Origin of the sequence: Lactobacillus delbrueckii subsp. jakobsenii ZN7a-9 = DSM 26046, assembly GCF_001888925.1 — a bacterium.
Taxonomy (GTDB): Bacteria; Bacillota; Bacilli; order Lactobacillales; family Lactobacillaceae; genus Lactobacillus; species Lactobacillus delbrueckii.
Genome location: NZ_CP018218.1, coordinates 1,132,243 through 1,154,868 on the forward strand (window position 1 = coordinate 1,132,243; position 22,626 = coordinate 1,154,868).

Genomic DNA, 22,626 nt, shown 5'->3' on the forward strand with positions numbered 1-22,626 from the left:
GTCATCCCACAACTTGGAGTTTTAGAAGGTTGTCTATTCAATAAGGTTTAACCCACGCCAATGGCAATCACAATTACCTTCTTGGTTTTAGAAGGTTGTCTATTCAATAAGGTTTAACCCGCCACGCTATCCGCAAGGTTCGGGAATGCAGTTTTAGAAGGTTGTCTATTCAATAAGGTTTAACCCCGGAATTGCCGTTGCTGTCGACATGGGCAAAGTTTTAGAAGGTTGTCTATTCAATAAGGTTTAACCCTCTTACAAAAGCCCGAGGAGCTACCTCAGAGTTTTAGAAGGTTGTCTATTCAATAAGGTTTAACCCTCGGCATCCCTGACGCTCAAACCCTTTACCGTTTTAGAAGGTTGTCTATTCAATAAGGTTTAACCCAGATAGCGTTGACCCAGTAATTCCTGCTTTGTTTTAGAAGGTTGTCTATTCAATAAGGTTTAACCCGACCTTCGAAAAGTTGTAGTCACGGTCTTCGTTTTAGAAGGTTGTCTATTCAATAAGGTTTAACCCTTGCTGGGAAAGCCCCTAATGCCTTGATACGTTTTAGAAGGTTGTCTATTCAATAAGGTTTAACCCTCTAGCAAGAGAGAAGTGACAGACAAGCTTGTTTTAGAAGGTTGTCTATTCAATAAGGTTTAACCCAGCTCTATTACTTTTGCTTCCGCTTACATCTTTTTAGAAGGCTGTCTATTCAATAAGGTTTAACCCGTTGTGTAGGTTCAAATCCTGTACTCTCCTTGTTTTGGAATATTTCCATTCAATGTTGTCAATTTTCCCGACGTATGTTGGGGGTGGCCATCATAATGGCCTAATACTAAGACGACAATTCTACTCATTCCACGTAGGTGGGGGTGATCGTTTTAGAAGATTGTCTATTCCATAGGGGACAAAAGTGCTTTTCATGATTGAGAAGCACTTTTTTCTGTTGAACACAACAACTTAAAAAAATGCTAAATCAAACGCTTCACCAAGCAAGCAGGAAAAGATTATAGTAAAATATACTGGTTATAAAAAAGCTGAGCCAAGCTCAGCATCCCCAAAACAAAACTTAGTTGAGGAGAATAAACACATGCAAGATATTTATATTGTTGCGGCCAAGCGAACTCCATTTGGCCGTTACCACAAGCAATTGGCTGACTTTTCCGCCATCGACCTGGGCCAAATCGCCCTGCGTGGCGCGTTAAAAGAAGCCGGCCTTGACGCCAAAGCCCTGGATGCTCTCTTCATGGGCAATGTCCTGTCTGCCGGCTTAGGCCAAAACATAGCCCGGCAAATTGCTTTAAACGCCGGGATGCGGCAAGACTCAGTCGCCGTGTCCATCAACGAAGTCTGCGGCTCCAGCCTCAAGGCTGCCCGCCTGGCTGAAGCCCAAATGTTAATCGGTGACCTGGGCCTGGTTGCTGTCGGCGGCAGCGAAAGCATGACCAACGCCCCAAAGGAAATCATGTTCAGCGATGGTCTCGTTGACTCCTTCTCCGGTAAATCCATGGGCATTACTGCCGAAAACGTAGCTAAGCGCAACCACATCAGCCGCCAAGACGCTGACGCCTTCAGCTTGTCTTCCCACCAAAAAGCTGTCAAAGCACAAGCTGAAGGACTTTTTGCCGATGAAATCATTCAAATTGAAGATCTCAAGCAAGATGAAAACGTCCGCCCGGATACCAGCCTGGAAGCCCTGGCCGGTCTTAAAACTTCCTTCCTTGAAGACGGAACCGTCACTGCCGGTAACGCCTCCCCAATCTCCGACGGGGCCAGCATGATTATCCTGGCTACCGCGGAAAAAGTCGCTGAATACCAGCTGACGCCTTTAGCCAAGCTGGGTGCTTACGCCGAAGTAGGCTATGACCCGGAATTCATGGGCTATGGTCCATACTATGCTATCCGTAAGCTGCTTGATGAAACTGGCCGGCAGGTAGCCGACTACGACTTCTTTGAAATCAATGAAGCCTTTGCCGCAACTACTTTGGCTGTTGCCCGCGACCTGGAAATTCCTTTAGCCAAGGTCAACAAGCAGGGCGGGGCGATCGCTTTAGGCCACCCGCTCGGTGCTTCCGGCACCCGCCTTCTGGCTACCGCTGCCCGCCAGCTGCAAAGAGGCGGCCAGCGCGCTATCGCCAGCCTTTGCATCGGAGGCGGCCTGGCCATCGCTTTTGAAATTGAGAAGGCATAAAATGAAATTCTATCAGTTGCCGCCCGAAGAGAGGCGGCAGTTTTTGCAAGAAGATGGGGTCGCCCTGGAAGATATCCCTGCAGCTGATTTAGCCCGCCTGGATGAGATGAGCGAAAACGTGGTCAGTGAGGTCAAGTTCCCCTTGAGCTGTCTGACCAGCGCCCTGGTCAATGGCAAAAATTGGCGGATCCCCATGACGACTGAAGAAGCCTCCGTCGTCGCCGCCGCCAACCACGGCATGTCCGTCTTCGCTAAAGCCGGCGGCGTAAAAGCGACCAGCCAGCGCGACGGCATCTACGGGCAAATCGTCTTAGAAGTCACGGAAGCTTTTTCCCTGGCTGACTTTAAAAATAAATTCCCGACCTATATTAAGGAAGCCAACAAGGAATTTGCCAGTTTGATCCGGCACGGGGGCGGCTTAAAAGACCTGACCGCCCGCCAGGAAGCTGACCTGGTCTACCTCCTGGCCCTGGTTGACCCGGCTGAAGCCATGGGGGCCAACAAGACCAACGCTATCATGGAATTCCTGGCCCAGAAGATGCTGGCCTTTCCTGGTGTTGAAGCTAAGCTCTTCGCCATCCTGTCCAACTATCCCAGCCAGCTGACTACAGCTAAGGTGACAATTCCTGTTAGCCTCCTCAGTAAAAAAGGAGATCTAGCAGAAGGCAGGGAGGTGGCCAAAAAGATGGCCCTGCTGGCTAAAATTGGGAGTAGGGACCCTTACCGGGCTGTAACCAATAACAAGGGGATCATGAATGGGGTAGACGCTGTTATGCTGGCGACCGGCAATGACTACCGGGCAGTTGAAGCATCCTGCCATGCCTACGCCGCCAAAAGCGGCCAGTATCGCAGCCTCAGCTCCTGGAAACTGGAGGGGGAAAATCTCCTTGGCCAAGTCACCCTGCCCCTGGCCTTAGGGGTAGTCGGCGGCTCCATTTCATCGCGGCCTGATATTAGACAAAGCTATGCCATTTTAGGTAAAATAAAAGCAGCTGAATTGGCAGAACTGACCGCCAGCGTCGCCCTGGCCAACAACTTCGCGGCCCTGAACGCTATCTCCACCAAGGGGATCCAGGCTGGCCACATGCGCCTGCAGAGCCGCAACGTGGTTCAGACCCTGCCGGCAGCAGCGGAAGAAAAAGAAGCTGTTTATCAAATGATGATTAGCCAGGGAAAGTATGGCGAAACAGCAGCTAAGAATTTTTTGAAAGAATTGCGAGGACAATAATTAATGGACATCGGTATTGATCAGATAGGTTTTTATACTCCTAATAAGTTTGTGGACATGGTTGACCTGGCCAACGCCAGAAACCAGGATCCCAACAAATTTTTGATCGGTATTGGCCAGGACCGGATGGCGGTCGCTGACAAGACCCAGGACGCTGTTTCCATGGGGATCAACGCGACGGCTGAATATCTTGACCAGGTTGATCTGGAGCAATTAGGCTTATTGATCTTTGCGACCGAAAGCGGGATTGACCAGTCAAAGTCAGCCTCCCTCTTTGTCAAGGAAGCACTTAACCTGCCAGCCCGGATCAGAACTTTTGAAATCAAGGAAGCCTGCTTTGCTTTGACTGCCAGCCTGCAGGTTGCCCGCGACTACGTCCGGGCCCACCCGCACCACTCGGCCATGATCATCGGCAGCGACATCGCCCGCTATGGTCTGGCCACGGCCGGCGAGGTTACCCAAGGAGCCGGGGCCATCAGCATGCTGATCAAGGAGAATCCGGCAATTATCGCCCTGGAAGACGGGCACACTTCCCACTCTGAAAACATCAATGACTTCTGGCGGCCGAACAACTTGGCCACTGCCGTTGTTGACGGCCACTACAGCCGGGATGTCTACCTGGACTTCTTCAAGAGCACTTTCAAGCCTTTCCTTGCAGAAAAGCAGCTGCAAGTTTCTGACTTTGCCGGCATTTGCTACCACCTGCCTTACACCAAGATGGGTTACAAGGCCCACAAGATTGCCATTGAAGGCCAGGATGACGAAACTGTCAAGCGCCTCAGCGACAACTTCCAGCTTTCAGCCAAGTATAGCCGGCAGGTCGGCAACATCTACACGGCCAGCCTCTACATGTCTGTCTTGAGCCTGCTGGAAAACGGCAACCTTGAGGCCGGCGACCGGATCGGCTTCTTCTCTTACGGGTCTGGCGCCATGGCTGAATTCTTCAGCGGCAAGGTAGTTGCCGGTTACCAAAAGCGCCTGCGCCCAGCCTTGCACGCCCGCATGCTCAAGGAAAGAATCCGCCTTGGCGTTGGCCAATACGAAGACATCTTTACCGAAGGCTTGGAAGCCTTGCCGGAAAATGTCGAATTTACTAGCGACGCTAACCACGGCACCTGGTATTTGGCCGGCCAGGAAGGCTATGTCCGCCAATACAAGCAAAAGTAAATATGAAGCTAACCGTCTCAGCTTGCTGGGGCGTTTTTTTTGATAAAAATAGTCTGCATAGCAAGCGCTTAACTAGGGAGGGCGGGAAATTGCAGTTTCTTTTTATGTTAAAATGAAAAAAGTTGAGAAATGCAAAAAAATGAAAGAAGGCAAACACGGTCAACATGAAAACCGAAAGTACTGAGCAAGAGTACCACCACCACCTCTCTCACCACCACCATATGCGGGTGCAGTGGGAAGAGTTTTTCCAAAGCGATGACGAGACCAAGATCAAGGAAGCAACCTTGATTGAAAAAGGGTCGATCATCTCCCGGGTCGGCATGATGATGCTGAGCTGCGGGACTGGGGCCTGGCGGGTCCGCGACGCCATGGACACCCTGGCCAGAACCCTGGACTTAACCTGCAGCACTGACATCGGTTTGATCTCCATCGTCTGCACCTACTTCGATGTCGACAACCAGTCATATTCCCAAAGCCTGGCCCTGCCAACCACCGGGGTCAACATGGCCAAGCTGAACGAATTGGAAAAGTTTGTCCGCCAGTTCGAAGCAGCCGGCGGTGACTTTGAAATCAAGACAATCCGCCGCCGCTTAGGGGAAATCGAACACATGAAAGGCCGCTATCCGCTTTGGGGATCCAGCCTGGCCGCGGCTTTGGCCTGCGGCGGCTTCATTTTCCTCCTGGGCGGGGGGATTCCTGAAATCATCTGCTCCTTTATCGGGGCGGGACTGGGCCAGTTTGCCCGGGGCAGCTTAGCCAAAAGACGGATCACGATTGCCGCTACGACTGCCGTGGGGGTGGCAGCGGCTTGCTTGTCCTACTACCTGGCCTTCATGCTGGGCCACTTGCTCTTTAACGTCGACATGATTCATATGCGCGGCTACATTGGGGCTATGCTCTTCGTTATTCCAGGTTTTCCCTTTATTACTTCCGGTCTGGACATCTCCAAGCTGGACATGCGGTCTGGCTTGGAGCGGATGGCTTACGCCATCTTCATTATCTTGATCGCGACTGGTACTGGCTGGGTGATGGCTACGGCTCTCCAGATCAAGCCTGGCGACCTGCCGGCCTTGCACCTGTCTAAAGCAATTTTGACGGCTTGTCGCCTGGTAGCCAGCTTCTGCGGGGTCTTCGGCTTCTCTTTGATGTTCAACTCCCACCGGCGGATGGCCGCCGCGGCCGGGCTGGTGGGGGCGATTGCCAATACCATGCGCTTATCCCTGGTTGACTTTGCGCATTTCCCGGCTCCCTTGGCTGCCTTTTTAGCCGCCCTGCTGGCTGGCCTTTTGGCCGGCTATGTCCGGGAAAAGGTTGGCTACCCGCGGATCGCCTTGACCGTGCCTTCCATCGTCATCATGGTGCCCGGCCTCTACATGTACCGGGGGATCTTCCTCTTGGTTTTGACCAATGTCGGGGCCGGGGCCACCTGGATGACTGAAGCTTTGATGCTGGTCATGTCCCTGCCTGCCGGCCTTTTGACCGCCAGAATCTTGACCGACAAGAAGTGGCGCCGGGTCGATTAACATAGAAAGAAAAAACAGCTTTTGCCCAAAAATAAGGGTAAAAGCTGTTTTTGCGTATTATTCCTGTAGGTCAGCCACCGTGGCCTTGACCAGTTTCTGCAGATCAAGTGGGTTGACCATGACGCTGCGGCCCACTTCGCCGCTGGACACCCAGATCCCGTCTTCATTTAAGACACTCTTATCCAAAAAGATCGGGAACTTCTTGCTGTGGTAGATGCCAATCGGCGTGTTGGCCCCGTGCACGTAGCCAGTGGTCTTTTCCAGCTGCTTGAGGGGAATCATTTCACACTTCTTGTTGCCGGAAGCCTTGGCAATCTTTTTGAGGTCCAAGTGGCCGCTCAAAGGCACCACGCCGACAATCGGGCCGGTCTTGTTGCCATTGACCGCCAGGGTTTTGTAAACCGGGTGGCCGTCTAAAACCGGCTTGCCGGTCCCAACCTGGGCTACCCCGTGGTCTTCGGAAATTTCGCTGATATGCTGCTCATAGGCAATTTTATGCTGGTCGAGAATCTTTTCCACCAGGGTCTTGTCTAATTTGTCTTTATTCTTTTTCTTTTTTGACATTGTTATCACCGCTTTCCATGATACCATTTTAAGAGAAGAAGCTAAAGAAAGAAGATATAATCATGAAATTACTTGAGATCAAGATTGAAAGCAGCTACGACGTTGAAGACGCCCTGGCTTATTTTGCCACGGAAGACTTAAAGGCCCTGGGGACCGAAGCCCGGCGCAGAAGCGACTTTGAACAAGCCGGCTGGCTGCACGACTCAACGGTTGTTGACATGGATGACATCCCAAACCTGCCCGATGAGCTGGAATTCATTGCCTACTTTGATGAAGAAACCGACCCTGAAGAAACGGTCAAGTGCTTCAAGGACAAGCTGGCTGAGCTAGCGGGCTATGGCTTAAAGACCGCTCCTGGTAAAATCTCCGTTGACTATGTTGCTGACCAGGACTGGAACACTGTCTGGCAAAAGTACTACCACGTCATCAACTTGTCCCGCCACCTGGCCATTGTGCCGGAATGGGAAGACTACCAGCCGGTCTTTAAGGACCAGGAAATCATCCGCCTGGACCCAGGCCTGGCCTTTGGGACGGGCAACCACCAGACCACCCAGCTGGCCATGTTGGGCATTGAACGGGCCATGGTCAAGCCGCTTACTGTCGCTGACGTGGGGACGGGGTCCGGCATTTTGGCCATTGCTGCCCATAAGCTGGGGGCCAAGAGCGTTTTGGCCACGGACATTTCTGATGAATCAATGACGGCAGCTAAAGAAAATGCGGCCTTAAACGGCATCCACGACATCGCATTGCAAAAGACCAGTTTGCTGGCTGGCGTTGACGGCAAGTTTGACTTGATCGTAGCTAACATCCTGGCTGAAATTCTTTTGGACCTGATTCCGCAGCTGGACAGCCACTTAAACGAAGACGGCCAGGTCATCTTCTCCGGGATCGACTACCTGCAGCTGCCAAAAATTGAACAGGCCCTGGCAGAGAATGGCTTCCAAATCGACCTTAAGATGCGGGCTGGCCGCTGGATCGGCCTGGCAATTTCCCGCAAGCATGACTAAAATGCGTTAAAATAAAAGTAAAAGAAACTCTCATTTTTTAATAAGTAAGCCCGGTCAAGCATTAAGGCTTGTTTTTAAGGAACTTTTTGCGCTAAAATAACAAGTACTGATTAGTTAAATGTTAGAAACTGGTGATCTAGATGTCAAAGTATATTGAAATGACTCACGAGCAGGTCATGGCCGCCTGCAAGAAATACATGACGGCCGACCAATTGGCCTTTGTTGAAAGTGCCTATCAATTCGCGGCCCGGGCCCATGAGGGACAAACCAGAGCCTCTGGCCAGCCTTACATCGTCCACCCGACCCAGGTAGCAGGGACCCTGGCTAATTTAGGCCTGGACCCGGACACGGTGGCTGCCGGCTTTTTGCATGACACGGTTGAAGACACTTCGGTCACCAACGACGACATTAAGGAAAAGTTCGGCGCCGACGTGGCCTTCATCGTTGACGGGGTCACCAAGCTGAACAAGTACGAATACAAGTCTCACAAGGAATTCCTGGCGGAAAACCACCGCAAGATGCTGATCGCTATGGCGAAAGACCTCCGGGTCATCCTGGTCAAGCTGGCTGACCGCCTGCACAACATGCATACCCTGGAGCATTTGCGCCCGGACAAGCAGCGCCGCATTGCCGCTGAAACCCTGGACATCTATGCACCATTGGCTGACCGGCTGGGGATCGGGACCATCAAGTGGGAACTGGAAGACATGTCCTTCCACTACATGAACCCGGAAGAGTACTACAAGATTGTCTCCATGATGAACGCCAAGCGCAGTGAGCGGGAAGACTACATCAAGGACGCCATTGACTACTTGCGGGGGACCCTGGATTCTTTAGGGATCAAGTACGACATCAGCGGCCGGCCAAAGCACATCTATTCCATCTATAAGAAGATGGTCAACAAGCACAAGGACTTCAACGAAATATATGACTTGCTGGCTGTCCGGGTGATCGTCCCAACGGTCAAGGACTGCTACGCCGTTTTAGGGGCGGTTCACACCAAGTGGAAGCCGATGCCTGGCCGCTTTAAGGACTACATTGCCATGCCTAAGGCCAACGGCTACCAGTCCCTGCACACGACTATCATCGGCCCTGGCGGCAAGCCTTTGGAAATCCAGATCAGAACTGAAGAAATGCACAAGGTTGCTGAGTACGGTGTGGCAGCCCACTGGGCCTACAAGCGGGGCAACTTCCAAGGCGTTGATGAAAAAGACGGCGGGGCCCTGGATATCGGCCGGGAAATCCTGGAGTTGCAGAAGGATTCCAAGAACGCCGACGAGTTCATGGAAGCCGTTCATTCGGATATTTTTGCCGACAAGGTCTATGTCTTTACGCCAAAAGGGGAAGTCTACGAACTGCCTAAAGGATCAGTCACCTTGGACTTTGCCTACGCCATCCACACCCAAGTCGGTGACCACGGCATCGGGGCCAAGGTCAACGACAAGCTGGTTCCTTTGGACTACAAGCTGAAGAACGGGGACGTGGTCGACATCTTGACCCAAAGCAATGCCCGGCCGTCAAGAGACTGGGCGGAAATGGTCAAGACCTCCCGGGCTAAGAACAAGATCCGCCGCTATTTCAGAGATGTTGACCGGGAAGAGAGCTTGGCCCGGGGCAAGAGTGAGCTGGTTGACCTGCTCAAGGAAAATGGCTTAAGCGCCAAGGACTTTTTGGACAAGAGCCACATCGACGAAGTCCTGGACCACTTCAGCTTCAAGACCGACGAAGACATGTACGCTGCTATCGGCTTTGGCAACATGTCTGCCGTATGCATCTACAACCGTTTGACGGCCGACCTGCGCCGGCAACAGGAAGAAGAAAAGCAGAAGCAGTTTGAAGCCCAGATCATGTCCGCCGGCCAGCAGGCAGCAGCTTCCAGCGTGGTTAAAAAGCCCGCTTCGCAAAAAGACGATGCCAAGTCCAAGACCAAGGGCAAAAAGCGGGACAGCTTGGTCAGAGTCCAGGGGCTGGAAGATTTGGACATGCACTTTGCCAAGTGCTGCAACCCGGTTCCAGGCGACCCGATCGTCGGCTACGTGACCAAGGGCCGGGGGGTCACTGTCCACCGGGCTGACTGCCGGAACGTGGTCAGCGCGGACCCGGCTGCCCAAGGGCGGATGATCGATGTTGAATGGAATAACATTGACGAAGGCAAGCAGGCCAGCTTCAACGCCAACTTCGAGCTCTTTGGCTACAACCGGCAGAAGCTGCTGGGCGATGTCATCAACCGCTTGAATGCCTTGACCAAGAACATTACCAATGTTTCAGCCAGCGTCAACGAAGAAAACATTGCCCACTTCTACATCACTGTCGAAGTCAGGAATGCCGCCCAGCTGAATGACATCATGGCCAAGCTGCGGGATATTCCAGATGTTTATGACACCAAGCGAACGGACAACTAAGCTGGAAGCAGGGAGATTTTTAGAAAAAATGCGCGTAGTAATTCAAAGAGTCAACCATGCCGCCGTCAGAATCGACGGCGAAACCGTCGGCCAGATCCAAAAGGGCCTGCTCTTATTAGTCGGCCTGGCTGAAGGCGATGGGGAAGAACAGGTGGTTAAGGCCGCTGACAAGATCGCCAAGATGCGAATCTTTGAAGATGAAGCAGGCAAGACCAACCTGGGTATCAAGGATGTCGGCGGCCAGATCCTGTCCGTCAGCCAGTTTACCCTCCTGGCTGATACCAAGAAGGGAAACCGGCCAAGTTTTGTCCACGCCATGCGGCCGCCTAAGTCCAGCCAGCTCTGGGAAGAATTTAACCAGGGGCTGGTTAAGCGGGGCCTGACCGTGGAAACTGGTGAATTCGGGGCAGACATGAAGGTCGAACTGGAAAACGATGGTCCTTTTACCATTGTCTTAGACCTGTAATTTTTCCCCTCAGCCCTTGATTAGGAGGGCAAAACAGGATAAACTTAATTTAATGAGAATTATCAATGACAAAGAATGAAGATAGCCCGGCCTTTTTAGAGACTGCCCGTTTGGTGAAAGAGCAGATGGCTGCTAGCTGTGACCCTTTAGCAGATAATGGTTCGTTTCGTCAGCGTTAATGACAGCAAGCAAAAGGTGGTACCGCGCTATTTTCAAGCGCCCTTGATTAAATTCAAGGGTGCTTTTTATTGTCTTAGTCAAAACAAGGAAACAAAGGTGAAATTATGAGAGTTCAAAGACCAAAAGGTACAGTCGACATTCTTCCGGAAACGTCCGGACAGTGGGAAAAGGTGGAACAAACCGCCCGTGACCTCTTCAAACGGGCCAACTACCATGAAATCAGAACGCCAAGTTTTGAAAATTACGAACTCTTTTCCCGGTCATCTGGTGAAACCAGTGACGTGGTTGAAAAGGAAATGTACGATTTTGAAGACAAGGGCGGCCGCCACATCGCTCTCCGGCCAGAAGGCACGGCTGGGGTAGTGCGGGCCTATGTGGAAAACAAGATCTACGGGCCAGACTATGTCAAGCCCTTCAATGTCTACTACATTGCCGCAATGTACCGATATGAACGTCCGCAAGCCGGCCGGCAAAGAGAATTCCACCAGATCGGGGTGGAAAGCTTTGGTTCAAACGGCTACCTGGCTGATGTTGAAACTATCCTGCTAGGCCACGACCTCCTGGCGGAACTGGGGGTCAAGAACTACGAACTGCACATCAACACTTTGGGTGACAGCGAAGTCCGCCAGGCCTACCACGATGCCCTGGTAGACTACTTTACTCCGGTTAAGGACCAGCTCTCAGAAGATTCTCAAAGACGGCTGGGCAAGAACCCCCTCCGGATCCTGGACTCCAAGGCCGAAGAAGACCAGCAGTTTTTGCCGGAAGCCCCGAAAATCAGGGACTACCTGGACGAGGAATCAAAGGAAAACTTCAACAAGATCCTGGCCAGCCTGGACAAGTTGGGCGTTAAGTACGTCATCGACGACGACCTGGTCCGGGGCCTGGACTACTACACCGGCGTGATCTTTGAATTCATGGTTGACGACCCGACTCTTTGGGCCAGCCCGTCAACCGTCCTGGGCGGTGGCCGCTACAACCACCTGGTTGAAGAATTCTCCGGCCCGGAAACCCCAGCCGTCGGCTTTGGGATCGGGGAAGAAAGACTGATGCTGGTTCTCTCCAAGCAGAATCCGGAAATGTTTGAAGATCAAGGGATCGACTTCTTTATCACCAATATCGGTGAAGGCACGGACATTAAGGCCGTGGAAGTTGCCCGCCAGCTCCGCTCTCTTGGCTTCAGCGCCCAATACGACGTTGACCAGAAGAAGCTCAAGGCCCAGTTCAGAAAGGCTGACCGGGTCGGGGCCCGCTATGTCGTGACCCTGGGGGCCAAGGAACTGGCTGAAGGGAAATTAACCGTCAAGCGCTTGAGCGATGGGCAGCAGTTCAGCCTGGAATTTACTGACTTGGAAGACAAGGCCGACCTGCTTTCCAAGATCGAAAAATAGGAGATTTTTAGCAAAATGATGCAAATGGAAAAAAGAACTGATTATTGTGGCAACATTACCAGCCAGTACCTGGACCAAGACGTCCTTCTTTACGGCTGGGTGCAAAGAGTCCGGAACCTGGGCCAGCTGATCTTTATCGACCTGCGCGACCGGGAAGGGATCGTTCAAGTCGTGGTCAACCATGACTCCGGTCAGGAACTGATGGATGTCGCTTCTTCTCTGGGCCAGGAATACGTGGTCGAAGTCAAGGGGCACGTTAACGAACGTTCCAGCAAGAACCCGGACATGAAGACCGGGGACGTAGAAGTCATTGCCAGCGAAATCACTGTTTTGAACAAGGCTAAGACTCCGCCATTTGAGATCAAGGATGACCTGGTTGCCAGTGAACAGACCCGGCTGAAGTACCGCTACCTGGACTTGCGCCGGCCAACCCTGCAAAACGCCTTGATCATGCGGGCCCAGATCATGACCGCTACCAATGCCTACCTGTCAGGGGAAGGTTTCATTAACATTGAAACCCCGGACCTGGGCAAGTCAACGCCGGAAGGTGCCCGGGACTACCTGGTTCCTTCCCGGGTTTACCCAGGCTCCTTCTACGCCTTGCCGCAGTCACCGCAAATCTTCAAGCAGCTCTTGATGGGGGCCGGCTTTGACAAGTACTACCAGATCGCCCGCTGCTTCAGAGACGAAGACTTGCGTGGGGACCGGCAGCCGGAATTCACCCAGATCGACTTGGAAACTTCCTTCATGGATGAAGAAGGCGTCCAGGAAGTAACTGAAGGCCTCCTGGCTAAGGTTATGAAGGATGTTAAGGGGATCGACCTACAGTTGCCGCTGCCGCGGATCACTTGGCAGGAATCCATGGACAAGTACGGCTGCGACAAGCCGGACACCCGTTACGAAATGCTGATCCACGACTTGGGCAATGTTTTTGCCAAGTCTGGCTTCAAGGTCTTCGCTTCTGCCCTGGAAAACGGCGGCTTTGTCCGCGGGATCGCAGTTAAGGGCGGGGCTAAGTTCTACTCCCGCAAGAAGATCGAAGCCATGCAGGACTACATCAAGCGTTACCACGCTAAGGGCCTGGCCTGGGTTAAGTATGAAGACGGCGACTTCTCCGGTCCTGTTTCCCGCTTCTTGAGCGAGGACGAAAAGGCCGGCCTGGTTCAGGAATTCAGCCTGGAAGGCGGGGAACTCCTTCTCTTCATCGCTGACCAATGGAAGGTCTGCTGTGACTCCCTGGACTACCTGCGCCGGCAAACTGCCAAGGAAACTGGCATCATTCCAAAGGACACTTACAAGTACCTCTGGGTTGTTGATTGGCCACTCTTTGAATACGACGAAGGCGACGAGCGCTGGATTGCTGCCCACCACCCATTCACCATGCCAGACGACAAGGGGATTGAACTCCTGGAAACTGATCCGCACAAGGCTCACGCCCGCAGCTACGACATCGTTTTGAACGGCTACGAACTGGGCGGCGGCTCCATCCGGATCCACAAGCGGGACATCCAGGAAAAGATGTTCAAGGCCCTGGGCTTCACCAAAGAACGGGCCTACGAACAATTCGGCTTCTTGATGGACGCTCTGGACATGGGCTTCCCGCCGCACGCCGGCCTGGCTATCGGCTTGGACCGCTTTGCCATGCTTTTGGCTGGCAAGGACAACATTCGTGACGTCATTGCCTTCCCGAAGAACGCTAGCGCCAGCGAACCAATGATGCACGCCCCGGCTCCAGTTGCTGACCAGCAATTGACCGACCTGGGCATCGAAGTAGCTGAAGCAGCCAAGGAAGGCGTTGAAAAGTACGAAGCTTCCCTGGAAGCTGAAGCAGCTGAAGACGTTAAGTCCCACGAAGAATAAAAAGCTGAAAAAGCGCAAAAAAATAGTTCAAGATCCGAAAAAGATCTTGAACTATTTTTCTTTGCCAACTTTTAATTATCTGAATTATCGATAGTTTCTTCTGGCAGGTCTTCAGTCGTGTTGATATCATCGTCAGCCGTAGACTTGCTGGTGGTCGTGCTGCTCTTCTTAGGCGTATAGCTGGAAGAGCCAGTTGAAGTAGATGACTTAGTGGAGCTCTTGGAACTGCTTAGGCTGGAGTAGCTGTAGCTTGAGCTGGATGATTCTTCACTTGAAGAGCTTGAAGAATCACTTGAGGACTCTTCACTCGAAGATGATTGGCTCATATCTTCTGAAGAGCTGGATGAACTGGATGATTTCTTTTTGCTCTTCTTGCTCCTGCTTTTAGCCTTGCTTGATTATTCAGACTTTTCGTCTTCCTTGTCGGCCTTGGCCTTTTCCGCCTTGCTGTAGACCTTGTAGGTCTTGCTGCTGCCAGCGGACTGACTGCTCTTGTCAGCCTGGCTTTGGTAATAAAAGACAGCTGCCCCGACTAAAGCGAGTTCAGCGGCAAGGATGCCGGCCAGCATTGGTTTGCGCATTGTATTTCCTCCCAACACAATTTGGTCGATTAGACCAGGTTAGTAAATACTGTATACCCACGCCTGGCGGCTGTAAGCATAAGAAAGGCTTGTTTTCTATCAATAAATGCTGATGTTTTCCGTGCCAAGCAATTACCGCTTGAATTATAATAATTTTAAGAAAAAATATTCTCAAATTGCGTCAGTCAGCCTAGCTTGCCTGAACAATAGAAAAATGAAAAGGAGAAAAAGATGAAACGGAAGTATCTTTGGGTCCTGGCTTTATTTTTGGCCAGCTTTTCGGCTGCTTTTTTACCGGAAAAAGTTTTTGCCGATTATGACCTGACCAAGATGGATGTCACGGCAATTGTTAATTCTGACGGGTCCTTGTCAATGACCCGGAAGATCGTCTATGACTTTGACGATTCAGCTAACGGGGTTTATTACACTCAGAACTTAGCCAGCGGACAGAAGGTTAGCGGGCAGAGCGTCGAGGTCAAGGACCTGGCCAGCGGAAAGACGGTCAAGCCGGCCTTGAACAACCAGGCGGACAGCGGCAATGTCTACCACTTCAATAAAGACGGCAATTCCTATAAGTTCAAGGTTTACCACCATGTTGACGATGGAAAGGTCCAGGTGGTTTACCGATACAAGATTTCTGGAGCAGTTGACAGCTACGAGGACGCTTCTGAACTGAATTTCAAGATTGTCGGGGACGGCTGGGATAAAGAGATTTCCAATGTCACGGCGACTGTCCGCTTCCAGGACAAAAAGCTGTCCTTCTTGAAAGGCTGGGCCCATGTCAATGCTAACGGCCATTTGACCGTTGACAAGGAAAAGGGCCTGGTTAAAGCGGAAGTAGCCACTTTGCCGGAGGCGACTTTTCTGGAGCTACACCTGCTTTTTCAAAATAGTTTAGTCAGCCAGAATAAAAAGCAGCATTCCGGAGAAATCGCGGCTAAAGTCGTGGACCAGGAAAAAGCGCTGGCTAAGGAAACTGCCGCAAAAAAGGCCCGCCACAACGTTTATGAATTGATCGGCCTGGCTCTTTTTGCTTTATCACCGCTCCTTTATCTGCCGGTCTTTATCAAGAGCAGAAAGTCGGGCAGCCCGGTCAAGACCAAGAAAGAAATTGGCCACAATTTTGAAATTCCCGCCTTCAGCCCGACCACGGCCCAGATCCTGGTGACCAAGAAAGACCCGGACGGCAAGGCTTTGGCCGGAGAAATCGCCCTCCGGGCCGGCCGGGGTGAAATTACCATTAAGGCAGGCAAGAAGGGAAAGAACTTCACTTATGCCAAGACCAGCAAGTACAAGGGCGACCTGCCACTTTTAAATATGCTTTTCAAAAAGGTCGGCAACGGGCAAAGTTTCAGCAACAAGGACTTAAAGCAATATAGCGGCAGCCAGGAGATTACTTCCAGTTACAAAAGCTGGCAGGAGGCCAGCCAAAAGTCCCTAATCAAGGAGGGCTACATTGACCAGAAATTGCAGGACCGGGAGGAGCTTTTGTCCCTCTATACTTTTGGTGTGATGTTTGTGTCAGTGGCAGCTATCGTCGTCTGCTTCTTTCTCTATGACAAATACACCTTCTGGCTCCTGCCCGCCATCCTGTGGGTGCTGGCCGCCTTTGGTCTGGCCTGCCTGCGCCTGCACCACTTCTCCGACTTGACGGAAAAGGGAGCAAGGGCAACTGAAAAGGCTTTAGGCTTTGAAGCCATGCTGGATGACATCGGCCAGTTCAAGCTGCGCGACATCGGGGAACTGACCCTGTGGGAGCAGGTCATGCCTTATGCCATTGCTTTTGGCCTGGCCAAGAAGGTCCTCAAGCAGCTGAAGCTGGAATTCCCGGAAGAGATCGCGGCCGACCCTTACTGGACCTACTACTATGCCGGTGCCAGCTACGGGGCCTTTGCCTCCAGCTTTGATGAGGCGATTTCGTCTTCAGCTGGCTCAGGCGGCAACTTCTCGGCCTCCAGCGCCTCCAGCGGCGGTTTTGGGGGCGGCAGCGGCGGCGGTGCCTTCTGATTTGTTTTTTCTGGTGAAAAAGTTTACAATAAACAAAATAATTTTTCCGGAAATTAATTAGTTGGGGAAGGCACTATGGAAGCCAGTTTATGGAACAGATTTAAAAACAACATTCACTTGCGGCGGACAACGGTCCTGGTCATGATCATTCTGGCCCTGTACTATGTGCGGGCGATGATGAACACGATCCTGCTCTCCTTTATCTTTACCTACTTGATCGTTCACCTGGTCAGGTTCGTCCAGGGGAAATTCAAGCATGTTTCTGACAAATTGATTGTCGCTTTGACCTATCTCTTGATTGTCGTCCTGCTTTACTTTGGCCTGCGCTACTATGTCCCGGTTTTGGTCAAGCAGGTGACCAAGATGACCAAGTCGGTGATCAACTATTACCAGACCAATGACGTGGGCTGGCTGATGACCCAGCTGCACAAGTATGTCTCTGAAAAAACGATTTCCAGCCAGGTCAAGAGCAGCTTAACGGCGCTGACGGCGGCCTTGAAGGGCTTCGGGTCAGTCACCATGTCCTTTGTCATGGCCCTGGTCTTGAGCTTCTTTTACACGATTGAGTTAAAAGAAATGCAGACCTTCAGCCAGTCTTTTTTGAAGTCCGACCTCTTTGGCTGGCTTTTTGAAGACATTGCCTACTTTGGCCGTAAGTTTACCAATACCTTCGGGGTAGTGCTGGAAGCCCAGTTCTTGATTGCCATCTGCAACACGGCTTTGACTATTGTCTGCCTGGCCATCATGAAGATGCCGCAGATTTTTGCCCTGGGCCTCATGGTCTTCATCTGCAGCCTGGTCCCGGTGGCTGGGGTGATCATTTCCCTGATCCCTCTGTCTCTGGTGGCTTATACGGTCGGCGGGATCCAGGACGTGATCTACATTTTGATCATGATCGCTGTCCTGCACACCCTGGAAACCTATATCTTGAATCCGAAATTCATGTCCAGCAAGACGGAATTGCCGATCTTCTACACCTTCGTTGTCCTGCTCTTTGGCGAGCACTTCTTCGGCACCTGGGGCTTGATCGTCAGTGTCCCGATCTTTACTTTCTTTTTGGATATCCTGGGGGTCAAAAACATCAATAGCAAGCAGGAGAAGCTGCAGGAGGCCAGGAAGCGGATAGAGCACAAGCGGCTGGAAAAATAGCATAAGATTTTAAAAATAATAACTTAGTCGACAGACTCGGAGCAAATGCCTCCGGGTCTTTTCTTTTTGCCAGCAAAAAAGCAAAAAAGAAAAAGCTATACATAGGCCAGGGATGCAAAAAAATAAAAGTTTTTTGCTATCTAAAATCCCTTATGAATACTAGCCTTATAAGGGTTTTGTAGACTATACAATACGTAAATAGTATTGACATTTTTTAGGCGAGGACTATACTTTGTACATGTCGATAAAATTATAGTTTTGAACAGGAAAGAGGATTGCCTTGACTTACGCCAGAATTGCAAAAAGCAGCCGTTACCTGCCCGAATTCGCGGTCAGTAATAACGACTTGAGCCAGATCATGGAGACCAGTGACGAGTGGATCAAGACCCGGACCGGGATTTCCAGCCGGCGGATCAGTCAACAGGAAAACACCTCGGACCTGGCCATCCAGGTGGCCAAGCAGCTCCTGGCTGGCGAGGATCCGGCAGGGGTTGACCTGATCATTGTCGCGACCATGTCGCCAGACGCCTACACCCCGGCCACGGCGGCCCTGGTTCAAGCAGCGGTTGGGGCGGAAAACGCGGCCTGCTTTGACCTGTCAGCTGCCTGTTCTGGTTTCGTCTATGCTTTAGACGTGGCGGAAAAAATGCTGCGGCGGCCGGGCGGGATGGCCCTGGTAATCGGGGCAGAAACCCTGTCCAAGCTGGTTGACTGGCAGGATAGAACGACGGCTGTCCTCTTCGGGGATGGCGCCGGCGGGGTCTTGATCAAAAATGACGCGCTTGAGCCGCATTTCTTGGCCAGCCAGCTGAAAAGCTACGGTCACTTGGCCAAATTCCTGTCAGCTGGCCAGACCAGCCCGCAGCCCTTTCCCGGTCCGGTAACGGGCCTGGCTCCCTTTAAGATGAACGGGCGGGAGGTTTACAAGTTTGCCACCCACAAGGTGCCCGAAGTAATCACCGCCTGTTTAGAAGAAGCAGGCGTGGGTTTAGCGGAAGTCGACCTTTTCCTTTTGCATCAGGCCAACTACCGGATCATCAAGCAGGTAGCCAGGAGGCTGGATCTGCCAGAGGAAAAGTTCCCCTGCAATATTGCCGAATACGGCAATACCTCAGCCGCCAGTGAAGCCATTCTCTTGGCCGGGCTGGTAGAAGAGGGGAAGGCACAGGCGGGCGACCTGGTCGTGTTGGCCGGCTTTGGCGGGGGCTTAACCGCGGCTGCCCAGCTGGTCAGACTATAAGAATATTGGCGTTTTAGATAAGTTAGATTTGATTTTAATTTTAGTTTTTATTTTTTAAAAAGGAGCAGACACATGTCAGAAGCAGAAATTTTCGCAACTGTAAAGAAGATCGCCGTTGAAGAACTGGACGTTGAAGAAGATCAAGTGACCATGGAAGCCAACATCAAGGATGACTTGGAAGCGGACAGCCTGGACTTGTTTGAAATCGTCAACGAACTGGAAGACGAATATGACATCGAACTGGACGCTGATGAAAACACCAAGACGGTTGCCGACGTGGTAGCTTTGGTGCAAAAGCAGCTAGCTGAAAAGGACTAACAGGACCAGACCATGAAATTCGGAATTCTCTTTGCCGGCCAAGGGGCCCAGCAGGCCGGGATGGGCCTGGATTTTCTAAGTGACCCCTTGTTTAAGGAAACAATTGACCAGGCCAGCCAGGCATGCGGCTTAGACTTGCCGGAAATCTGGAAAAACGACCGCGGCCAGCTGGATGAAACCAGGTATGTGCAGCCGGCTTTGGTGGCCTTTGAATACGGGATCTGGCAAATGCTGGTCCGGGACACTGACCTGCCAGTATGCGGTCTGGCCGGCCTCTCCTTAGGCGAATACGGGGCCCTTTTAGCCAGCGGCTGTTTAACCTGGCCGGCCGGCCTGGCCCTGGTCGCCGACCGGGGTGAATACATGCAGCTTGATTCAGAAAAGACGGCCAGCGGGATGCTCGCCCTGACCAAGCCGGATCTTCCGGGCCTGGAAGACTTTTTGCGAGCAAAGCAGGCAGCTGGCCAAGCAGTCTACCTGGCCAACTACAATTCAACTAAGCAGGTTGTTCTTGCCGGAGAAAAGCAGCTTTTGCCAGAACTGGGCCAAGAAATTGCTGACCGCAAGCTGGCCAAAAGAGCAATTCCCTTGGATGTTGCCGGAGCTTTCCACACTCCTCTTTACCAGGCAGCCAGCCGGAAAATGGGTCAGCGGCTGAAGGGTGAAGTTTTCAATGCGGGAACTTACCCAGTCATCAGCAATAGCACTTGCCAGCCTTTTGCCGAAAAAGATCTGGCCAAAATCCTGGAAGTTCAGCTGATGGTGCCAACTCACTTTGATGCTTGCGTCAAAGGCCTGCTGGACTTAGGCATGACGGCCAGCCTAGAAATCGGTCCAGGCCACGCCCTGTCAGCTTTTGCCAAGCAGGCGGACAAGAACCTAAAGACCTGGCAGGTCGGGAGTCTGGCTGAATACCAGCAGTTTGTAGAGGAGGAGCAGAATGGATTTACAAAATAAGCGGGTCCTGGTGACCGGGTCAACGCAAGGAATCGGGGCAGAAACTGCCTTGGCTTTTGCGCAAAAGGGCTGCCAGGTGCTCTTAAATGGCCGGCGGCCGGAATTGCCGGAGGAAATCGCTGACCAGCTGGAAAGAATCGGGGCAGACTACCAGTATTTTTCCGCTGACGTCAGCGACGAAGGCGCGGTCAAGCAGCTTTTTAAAGAAATTGGCGAGATTGACATCCTGGTCAACAATGCAGGCATTACCAAAGACCAGATTATGATCGGGATGAAGCTGGCTGACTTTGACCAGGTGATCAAGGTCAACTTGCGGTCAAGCTTTATGCTGACCCAGAAGGCCTTGAAGAAAATGCTGAAAAAGCGGTCCGGAGCCATCATCAATATGGCCAGCATCGTCGGCCAGCACGGCAACGCCGGCCAGGCAAACTACGCGGCTTCAAAGGCCGGCGTAATCGCCTTGACCCAGACCGCGGCTAAGGAAGCTGCCGGACGCGGCGTTCGCGTGAACGCGATCGCGCCGGGGATGATTGCCAGCCAAATGACTGCTGTCCTGCCAGATGAGGTCAAAGAGCAGGCACTTAGCCAAATTCCTTTGGCCCGCTTTGGCAAGGCAGAAGAAGTTGCCCAGGCGGCAGTCTTTTTGGCGGAAAACGACTATGTTACCGGCCAGACCCTGGTTGTTGACGGGGGAATGACCATTTAAGGAGAAGATATGCGAGTAGTAGTTACAGGCATGGGGGCAGTCAGCCCGAACGGCAATGGCTGCCAGGCTTTTGTTGAAAATACTTTAAATGGCGTGGTCGGCATCAAGCCGATCAAGAAGTTTGATGCCAGTGAGACCGGCATCAGCGTGGCCGGGGAAATCGATGATTTTGACGTCAGTCAGATTGTCGGCAAGAAAAACGGCAAGCGGATGGATCTGTATTCCCAATACGCCATCCAGGCCTGCCAGGAAGCCTACGAGATGGCTGGCTTGACTCCGGAAACAGTGAAGGCGGAAGAGCTGGGCGTGATTTTCGGCTCCGGGATCGGGGGCCTGACCACGATTGAAGAGCAGGTCATCAAGATGCATGACAAGGGGCCAAAGCGGATGTCACCTTTCTTTGTCCCGATGGCCATTGCCAACATGGCGGCGGGCAATATTTCCATCCGCTTTAATGCTAAAAATATTTCTACCTCCATTGTTACCGCCTGCGCCAGCGGGACCAACTCCATTGGGGAAGCCTACCGGCAGATCAAGGAAGGCCGGGCTGAGGTCATGATTACCGGGGCCAGCGAAGCCAGCGTCAATGAAACGGCTATTTCCGGTTTCGCGGCCTTGACCGCCCTGTCAACCAGCACTGACCCCCTCAAGGCGTCTTTGCCCTTTGACCAAAACCGGCACGGCTTCGTCTTAGGTGAAGGGGCTGGGGCCTTGATCTTGGAAAGCTTGGACCATGCCCAAAAGCGGGGGGCTAAGATTCTGGCTGAAGTAGTAGGCTACGGGGCAACCAGCGATGCCTACCATATCACCAGTCCTGATCCTAAAGGTGAAGGAGCAGCCAGAGCCATGCGGCTGGCGGTTGAAGAAGCTGGCATCAAGCCGGACCAAGTCGGCTATATCAATGCCCATGGGACGGCGACTAAGGCCAATGACAGCGGGGAAGCCAAGGCAATTAAAGAAGTCTTTGGCGACCAGGTCCTGGTTTCCTCAACCAAGGGGATGACCGGCCACCTCTTAGGGGCCGCCGGAGCGGTTGAAGCCGTCATCACCTGCGCCAGCCTGGAAAAAGGCATCTTGCCGGCCAATGTCGGCTGCTTTGCCCAGGATCCGGAATGCCCGGTCAAATTGGTAAAGGCTGGTAACCAGGAACAAGAAGTTGACTATGCTTTGAGTAATTCCTTCGGCTTTGGCGGTCACAATGCCGTGTTAGCTTTTAGAAAGTGGGCCTAATTTTGGAAATAACAGATGTTGAAAGACTGCTGGACAAGTTTGAAAAGTCCAGCATCCGGGAAATGAAGCTGAATTTGGACGGTTCAGAGCTTTTTCTGAGTAAGAACGAATACACGCAAAAGACAGAGGCAGAAGCAGGCCCGGTTTTGCCAGCCAAAAAAGCTGAAAGTCCGCTTTTGCCAAAAGAAGCAGCTGAAGCCGCGCCGGTTGTTCAAGCAGAAAAAGCTGCATCCGGTCATGCCATCAAGTCGCCCCTGGTTGGGACGATCTACCTGCAGCCGGCCGCGGACAAGCCAGCTTTTGTGAAGGTCGGCGACCAGGTCAAGGCCGGGCAGACCGTCTGCATCGTGGAAGCCATGAAGATGATGACGGAGATCAAGAGTGATGTTTCCGGCACCGTCAAGGAGGTCTGCGTGGAAAACGAAGACCTGGTTGAATGTGAGCAAACGCTCTTTTTGATTGAGGAGGCCTAG

General features: G+C 52.2%; 20 protein-coding genes and 1 CRISPR repeat array (1 of these 21 only partly in view). Of the genes, 17 read left to right on the forward strand and 3 right to left on the reverse strand.

All coding sequences use genetic code 11. The features are described 5' to 3' along the window. Window positions 1–715: a CRISPR direct-repeat array (repeat unit 36 nt; unit sequence GTTTTAGAAGGTTGTCTATTCAATAAGGTTTAACCC) (it extends 48 nt beyond the left edge of the window). A gap of 361 nt (window positions 716–1,076) precedes the next feature. The 4 genes from LJ046_RS05785 (at window position 1,077) to LJ046_RS05800 (ending at window position 6,095) form a co-directional block, all read left to right on the forward strand. Beyond that, entirely contained in the window at window positions 1,077–2,177 is a 1,101-nt protein-coding gene (locus tag LJ046_RS05785) for a thiolase family protein (protein WP_002877493.1), read from the forward strand. Window position 2,178: 1 nt separating this feature from the next. Beyond that, window positions 2,179–3,405 carry a hydroxymethylglutaryl-CoA reductase, degradative gene (locus tag LJ046_RS05790; RefSeq protein WP_002877491.1) on the forward strand — a complete coding sequence of 409 codons (1,227 nt, stop codon included), beginning with the start codon at window positions 2,179–2,181 and terminating at the stop codon, window positions 3,403–3,405. A gap of 3 nt (window positions 3,406–3,408) precedes the next feature. Then, the gene (locus tag LJ046_RS05795; protein ID WP_002877490.1) at window positions 3,409–4,572 is read left to right on the forward strand and encodes a hydroxymethylglutaryl-CoA synthase; all 1,164 of its coding nucleotides are present in this window, start codon (window positions 3,409–3,411) and stop codon (window positions 4,570–4,572) included. 164 nt (window positions 4,573–4,736) lie between these two features. Further along, on the forward strand, window positions 4,737–6,095 hold the full coding sequence (locus tag LJ046_RS05800) for a threonine/serine exporter family protein (protein ID WP_002877489.1): 1,359 nt from the start codon (window positions 4,737–4,739) through the stop codon (window positions 6,093–6,095). A gap of 57 nt (window positions 6,096–6,152) precedes the next feature. Here the strand turns inward: LJ046_RS05800 and LJ046_RS05805 are convergent, their stop codons facing one another. After that, window positions 6,153–6,659, reverse strand: coding sequence for an aminoacyl-tRNA deacylase (locus LJ046_RS05805; RefSeq protein WP_002877487.1), 507 nt, complete (start codon window positions 6,657–6,659; stop codon window positions 6,153–6,155). A 62-nt stretch (window positions 6,660–6,721) separates the two neighbouring features. Here LJ046_RS05805 and prmA point away from each other — a divergent pair, with 62 nt between their 5' ends. The 5 genes from prmA (at window position 6,722) to aspS (ending at window position 13,965) form a co-directional block, all read left to right on the forward strand. Then, window positions 6,722–7,666 carry a 50S ribosomal protein L11 methyltransferase gene (prmA, locus tag LJ046_RS05810; RefSeq protein WP_002877485.1) on the forward strand — a complete coding sequence of 315 codons (945 nt, stop codon included), beginning with the start codon at window positions 6,722–6,724 and terminating at the stop codon, window positions 7,664–7,666. Window positions 7,667–7,806: 140 nt separating this feature from the next. Then, the gene (locus tag LJ046_RS05815) at window positions 7,807–10,068 is read left to right on the forward strand and encodes a RelA/SpoT family protein (protein ID WP_002877484.1); all 2,262 of its coding nucleotides are present in this window, start codon (window positions 7,807–7,809) and stop codon (window positions 10,066–10,068) included. Window positions 10,069–10,096: 28 nt separating this feature from the next. After that, entirely contained in the window at window positions 10,097–10,534 is a 438-nt protein-coding gene (gene dtd, locus LJ046_RS05820) for a D-aminoacyl-tRNA deacylase (RefSeq protein ID WP_002877483.1), read from the forward strand. A gap of 284 nt (window positions 10,535–10,818) precedes the next feature. Further along, window positions 10,819–12,105 (forward strand): histidine--tRNA ligase, encoded by a 1,287-nt coding sequence (gene hisS / locus LJ046_RS05825; RefSeq protein WP_002877481.1) that lies wholly within the window; start codon window positions 10,819–10,821, stop codon window positions 12,103–12,105. Window positions 12,106–12,120: 15 nt separating this feature from the next. After that, window positions 12,121–13,965, forward strand: a complete 1,845-nt coding sequence (gene aspS / locus LJ046_RS05830) for an aspartate--tRNA ligase (protein ID WP_002877480.1) — start codon at window positions 12,121–12,123, stop codon at window positions 13,963–13,965. Window positions 13,966–14,036: 71 nt separating this feature from the next. Here the strand turns inward: aspS and LJ046_RS10385 are convergent, their stop codons facing one another. Both LJ046_RS10385 and LJ046_RS10390 read right to left on the reverse strand, forming a co-directional pair. Next, on the reverse strand, window positions 14,037–14,291 hold the full coding sequence (locus LJ046_RS10385; protein ID WP_231127980.1) for a hypothetical protein: 255 nt from the start codon (window positions 14,289–14,291) through the stop codon (window positions 14,037–14,039). Between the two features lie 72 nt (window positions 14,292–14,363). Beyond that, window positions 14,364–14,546, reverse strand: coding sequence for a hypothetical protein (locus LJ046_RS10390; RefSeq protein ID WP_231127982.1), 183 nt, complete (start codon window positions 14,544–14,546; stop codon window positions 14,364–14,366). A 231-nt stretch (window positions 14,547–14,777) separates the two neighbouring features. On the opposite strand from LJ046_RS10390, the gene LJ046_RS05840 reads away from it, so the two are divergent. From LJ046_RS05840 to accB, 8 genes are all read left to right on the forward strand, one after another. Beyond that, a complete protein-coding gene (locus LJ046_RS05840) occupies window positions 14,778–16,553 on the forward strand; it encodes a DUF2207 domain-containing protein (RefSeq protein WP_002877479.1) in 1,776 nt (591 codons plus the stop codon). A gap of 75 nt (window positions 16,554–16,628) precedes the next feature. After that, window positions 16,629–17,702, forward strand: a complete 1,074-nt coding sequence (locus LJ046_RS05845; RefSeq protein WP_002877477.1) for an AI-2E family transporter — start codon at window positions 16,629–16,631, stop codon at window positions 17,700–17,702. Between the two features lie 280 nt (window positions 17,703–17,982). Further along, window positions 17,983–18,942, forward strand: a complete 960-nt coding sequence (locus LJ046_RS05850) for a beta-ketoacyl-ACP synthase III (protein WP_002877476.1) — start codon at window positions 17,983–17,985, stop codon at window positions 18,940–18,942. A gap of 72 nt (window positions 18,943–19,014) precedes the next feature. Then, a complete protein-coding gene (locus LJ046_RS05855) occupies window positions 19,015–19,260 on the forward strand; it encodes an acyl carrier protein (RefSeq protein WP_002877474.1) in 246 nt (81 codons plus the stop codon). Window positions 19,261–19,272: 12 nt separating this feature from the next. Further along, window positions 19,273–20,217 carry an ACP S-malonyltransferase gene (locus LJ046_RS05860; RefSeq protein ID WP_002877472.1) on the forward strand — a complete coding sequence of 315 codons (945 nt, stop codon included), beginning with the start codon at window positions 19,273–19,275 and terminating at the stop codon, window positions 20,215–20,217. Beyond that, a complete protein-coding gene (locus tag LJ046_RS05865) occupies window positions 20,201–20,923 on the forward strand; it encodes a 3-oxoacyl-ACP reductase family protein (RefSeq protein WP_002877464.1) in 723 nt (240 codons plus the stop codon). Before LJ046_RS05860 ends, LJ046_RS05865 begins: the two co-directional genes overlap by 17 nt. 9 nt (window positions 20,924–20,932) lie before the next feature. After that, window positions 20,933–22,153 carry a beta-ketoacyl-ACP synthase II gene (fabF, locus tag LJ046_RS05870; RefSeq protein ID WP_035176455.1) on the forward strand — a complete coding sequence of 407 codons (1,221 nt, stop codon included), beginning with the start codon at window positions 20,933–20,935 and terminating at the stop codon, window positions 22,151–22,153. 2 nt (window positions 22,154–22,155) lie between these two features. Further along, complete coding sequence (gene accB, locus LJ046_RS05875) at window positions 22,156–22,626, forward strand: acetyl-CoA carboxylase biotin carboxyl carrier protein (protein WP_002877462.1); 471 nt, start codon at window positions 22,156–22,158, stop codon at window positions 22,624–22,626.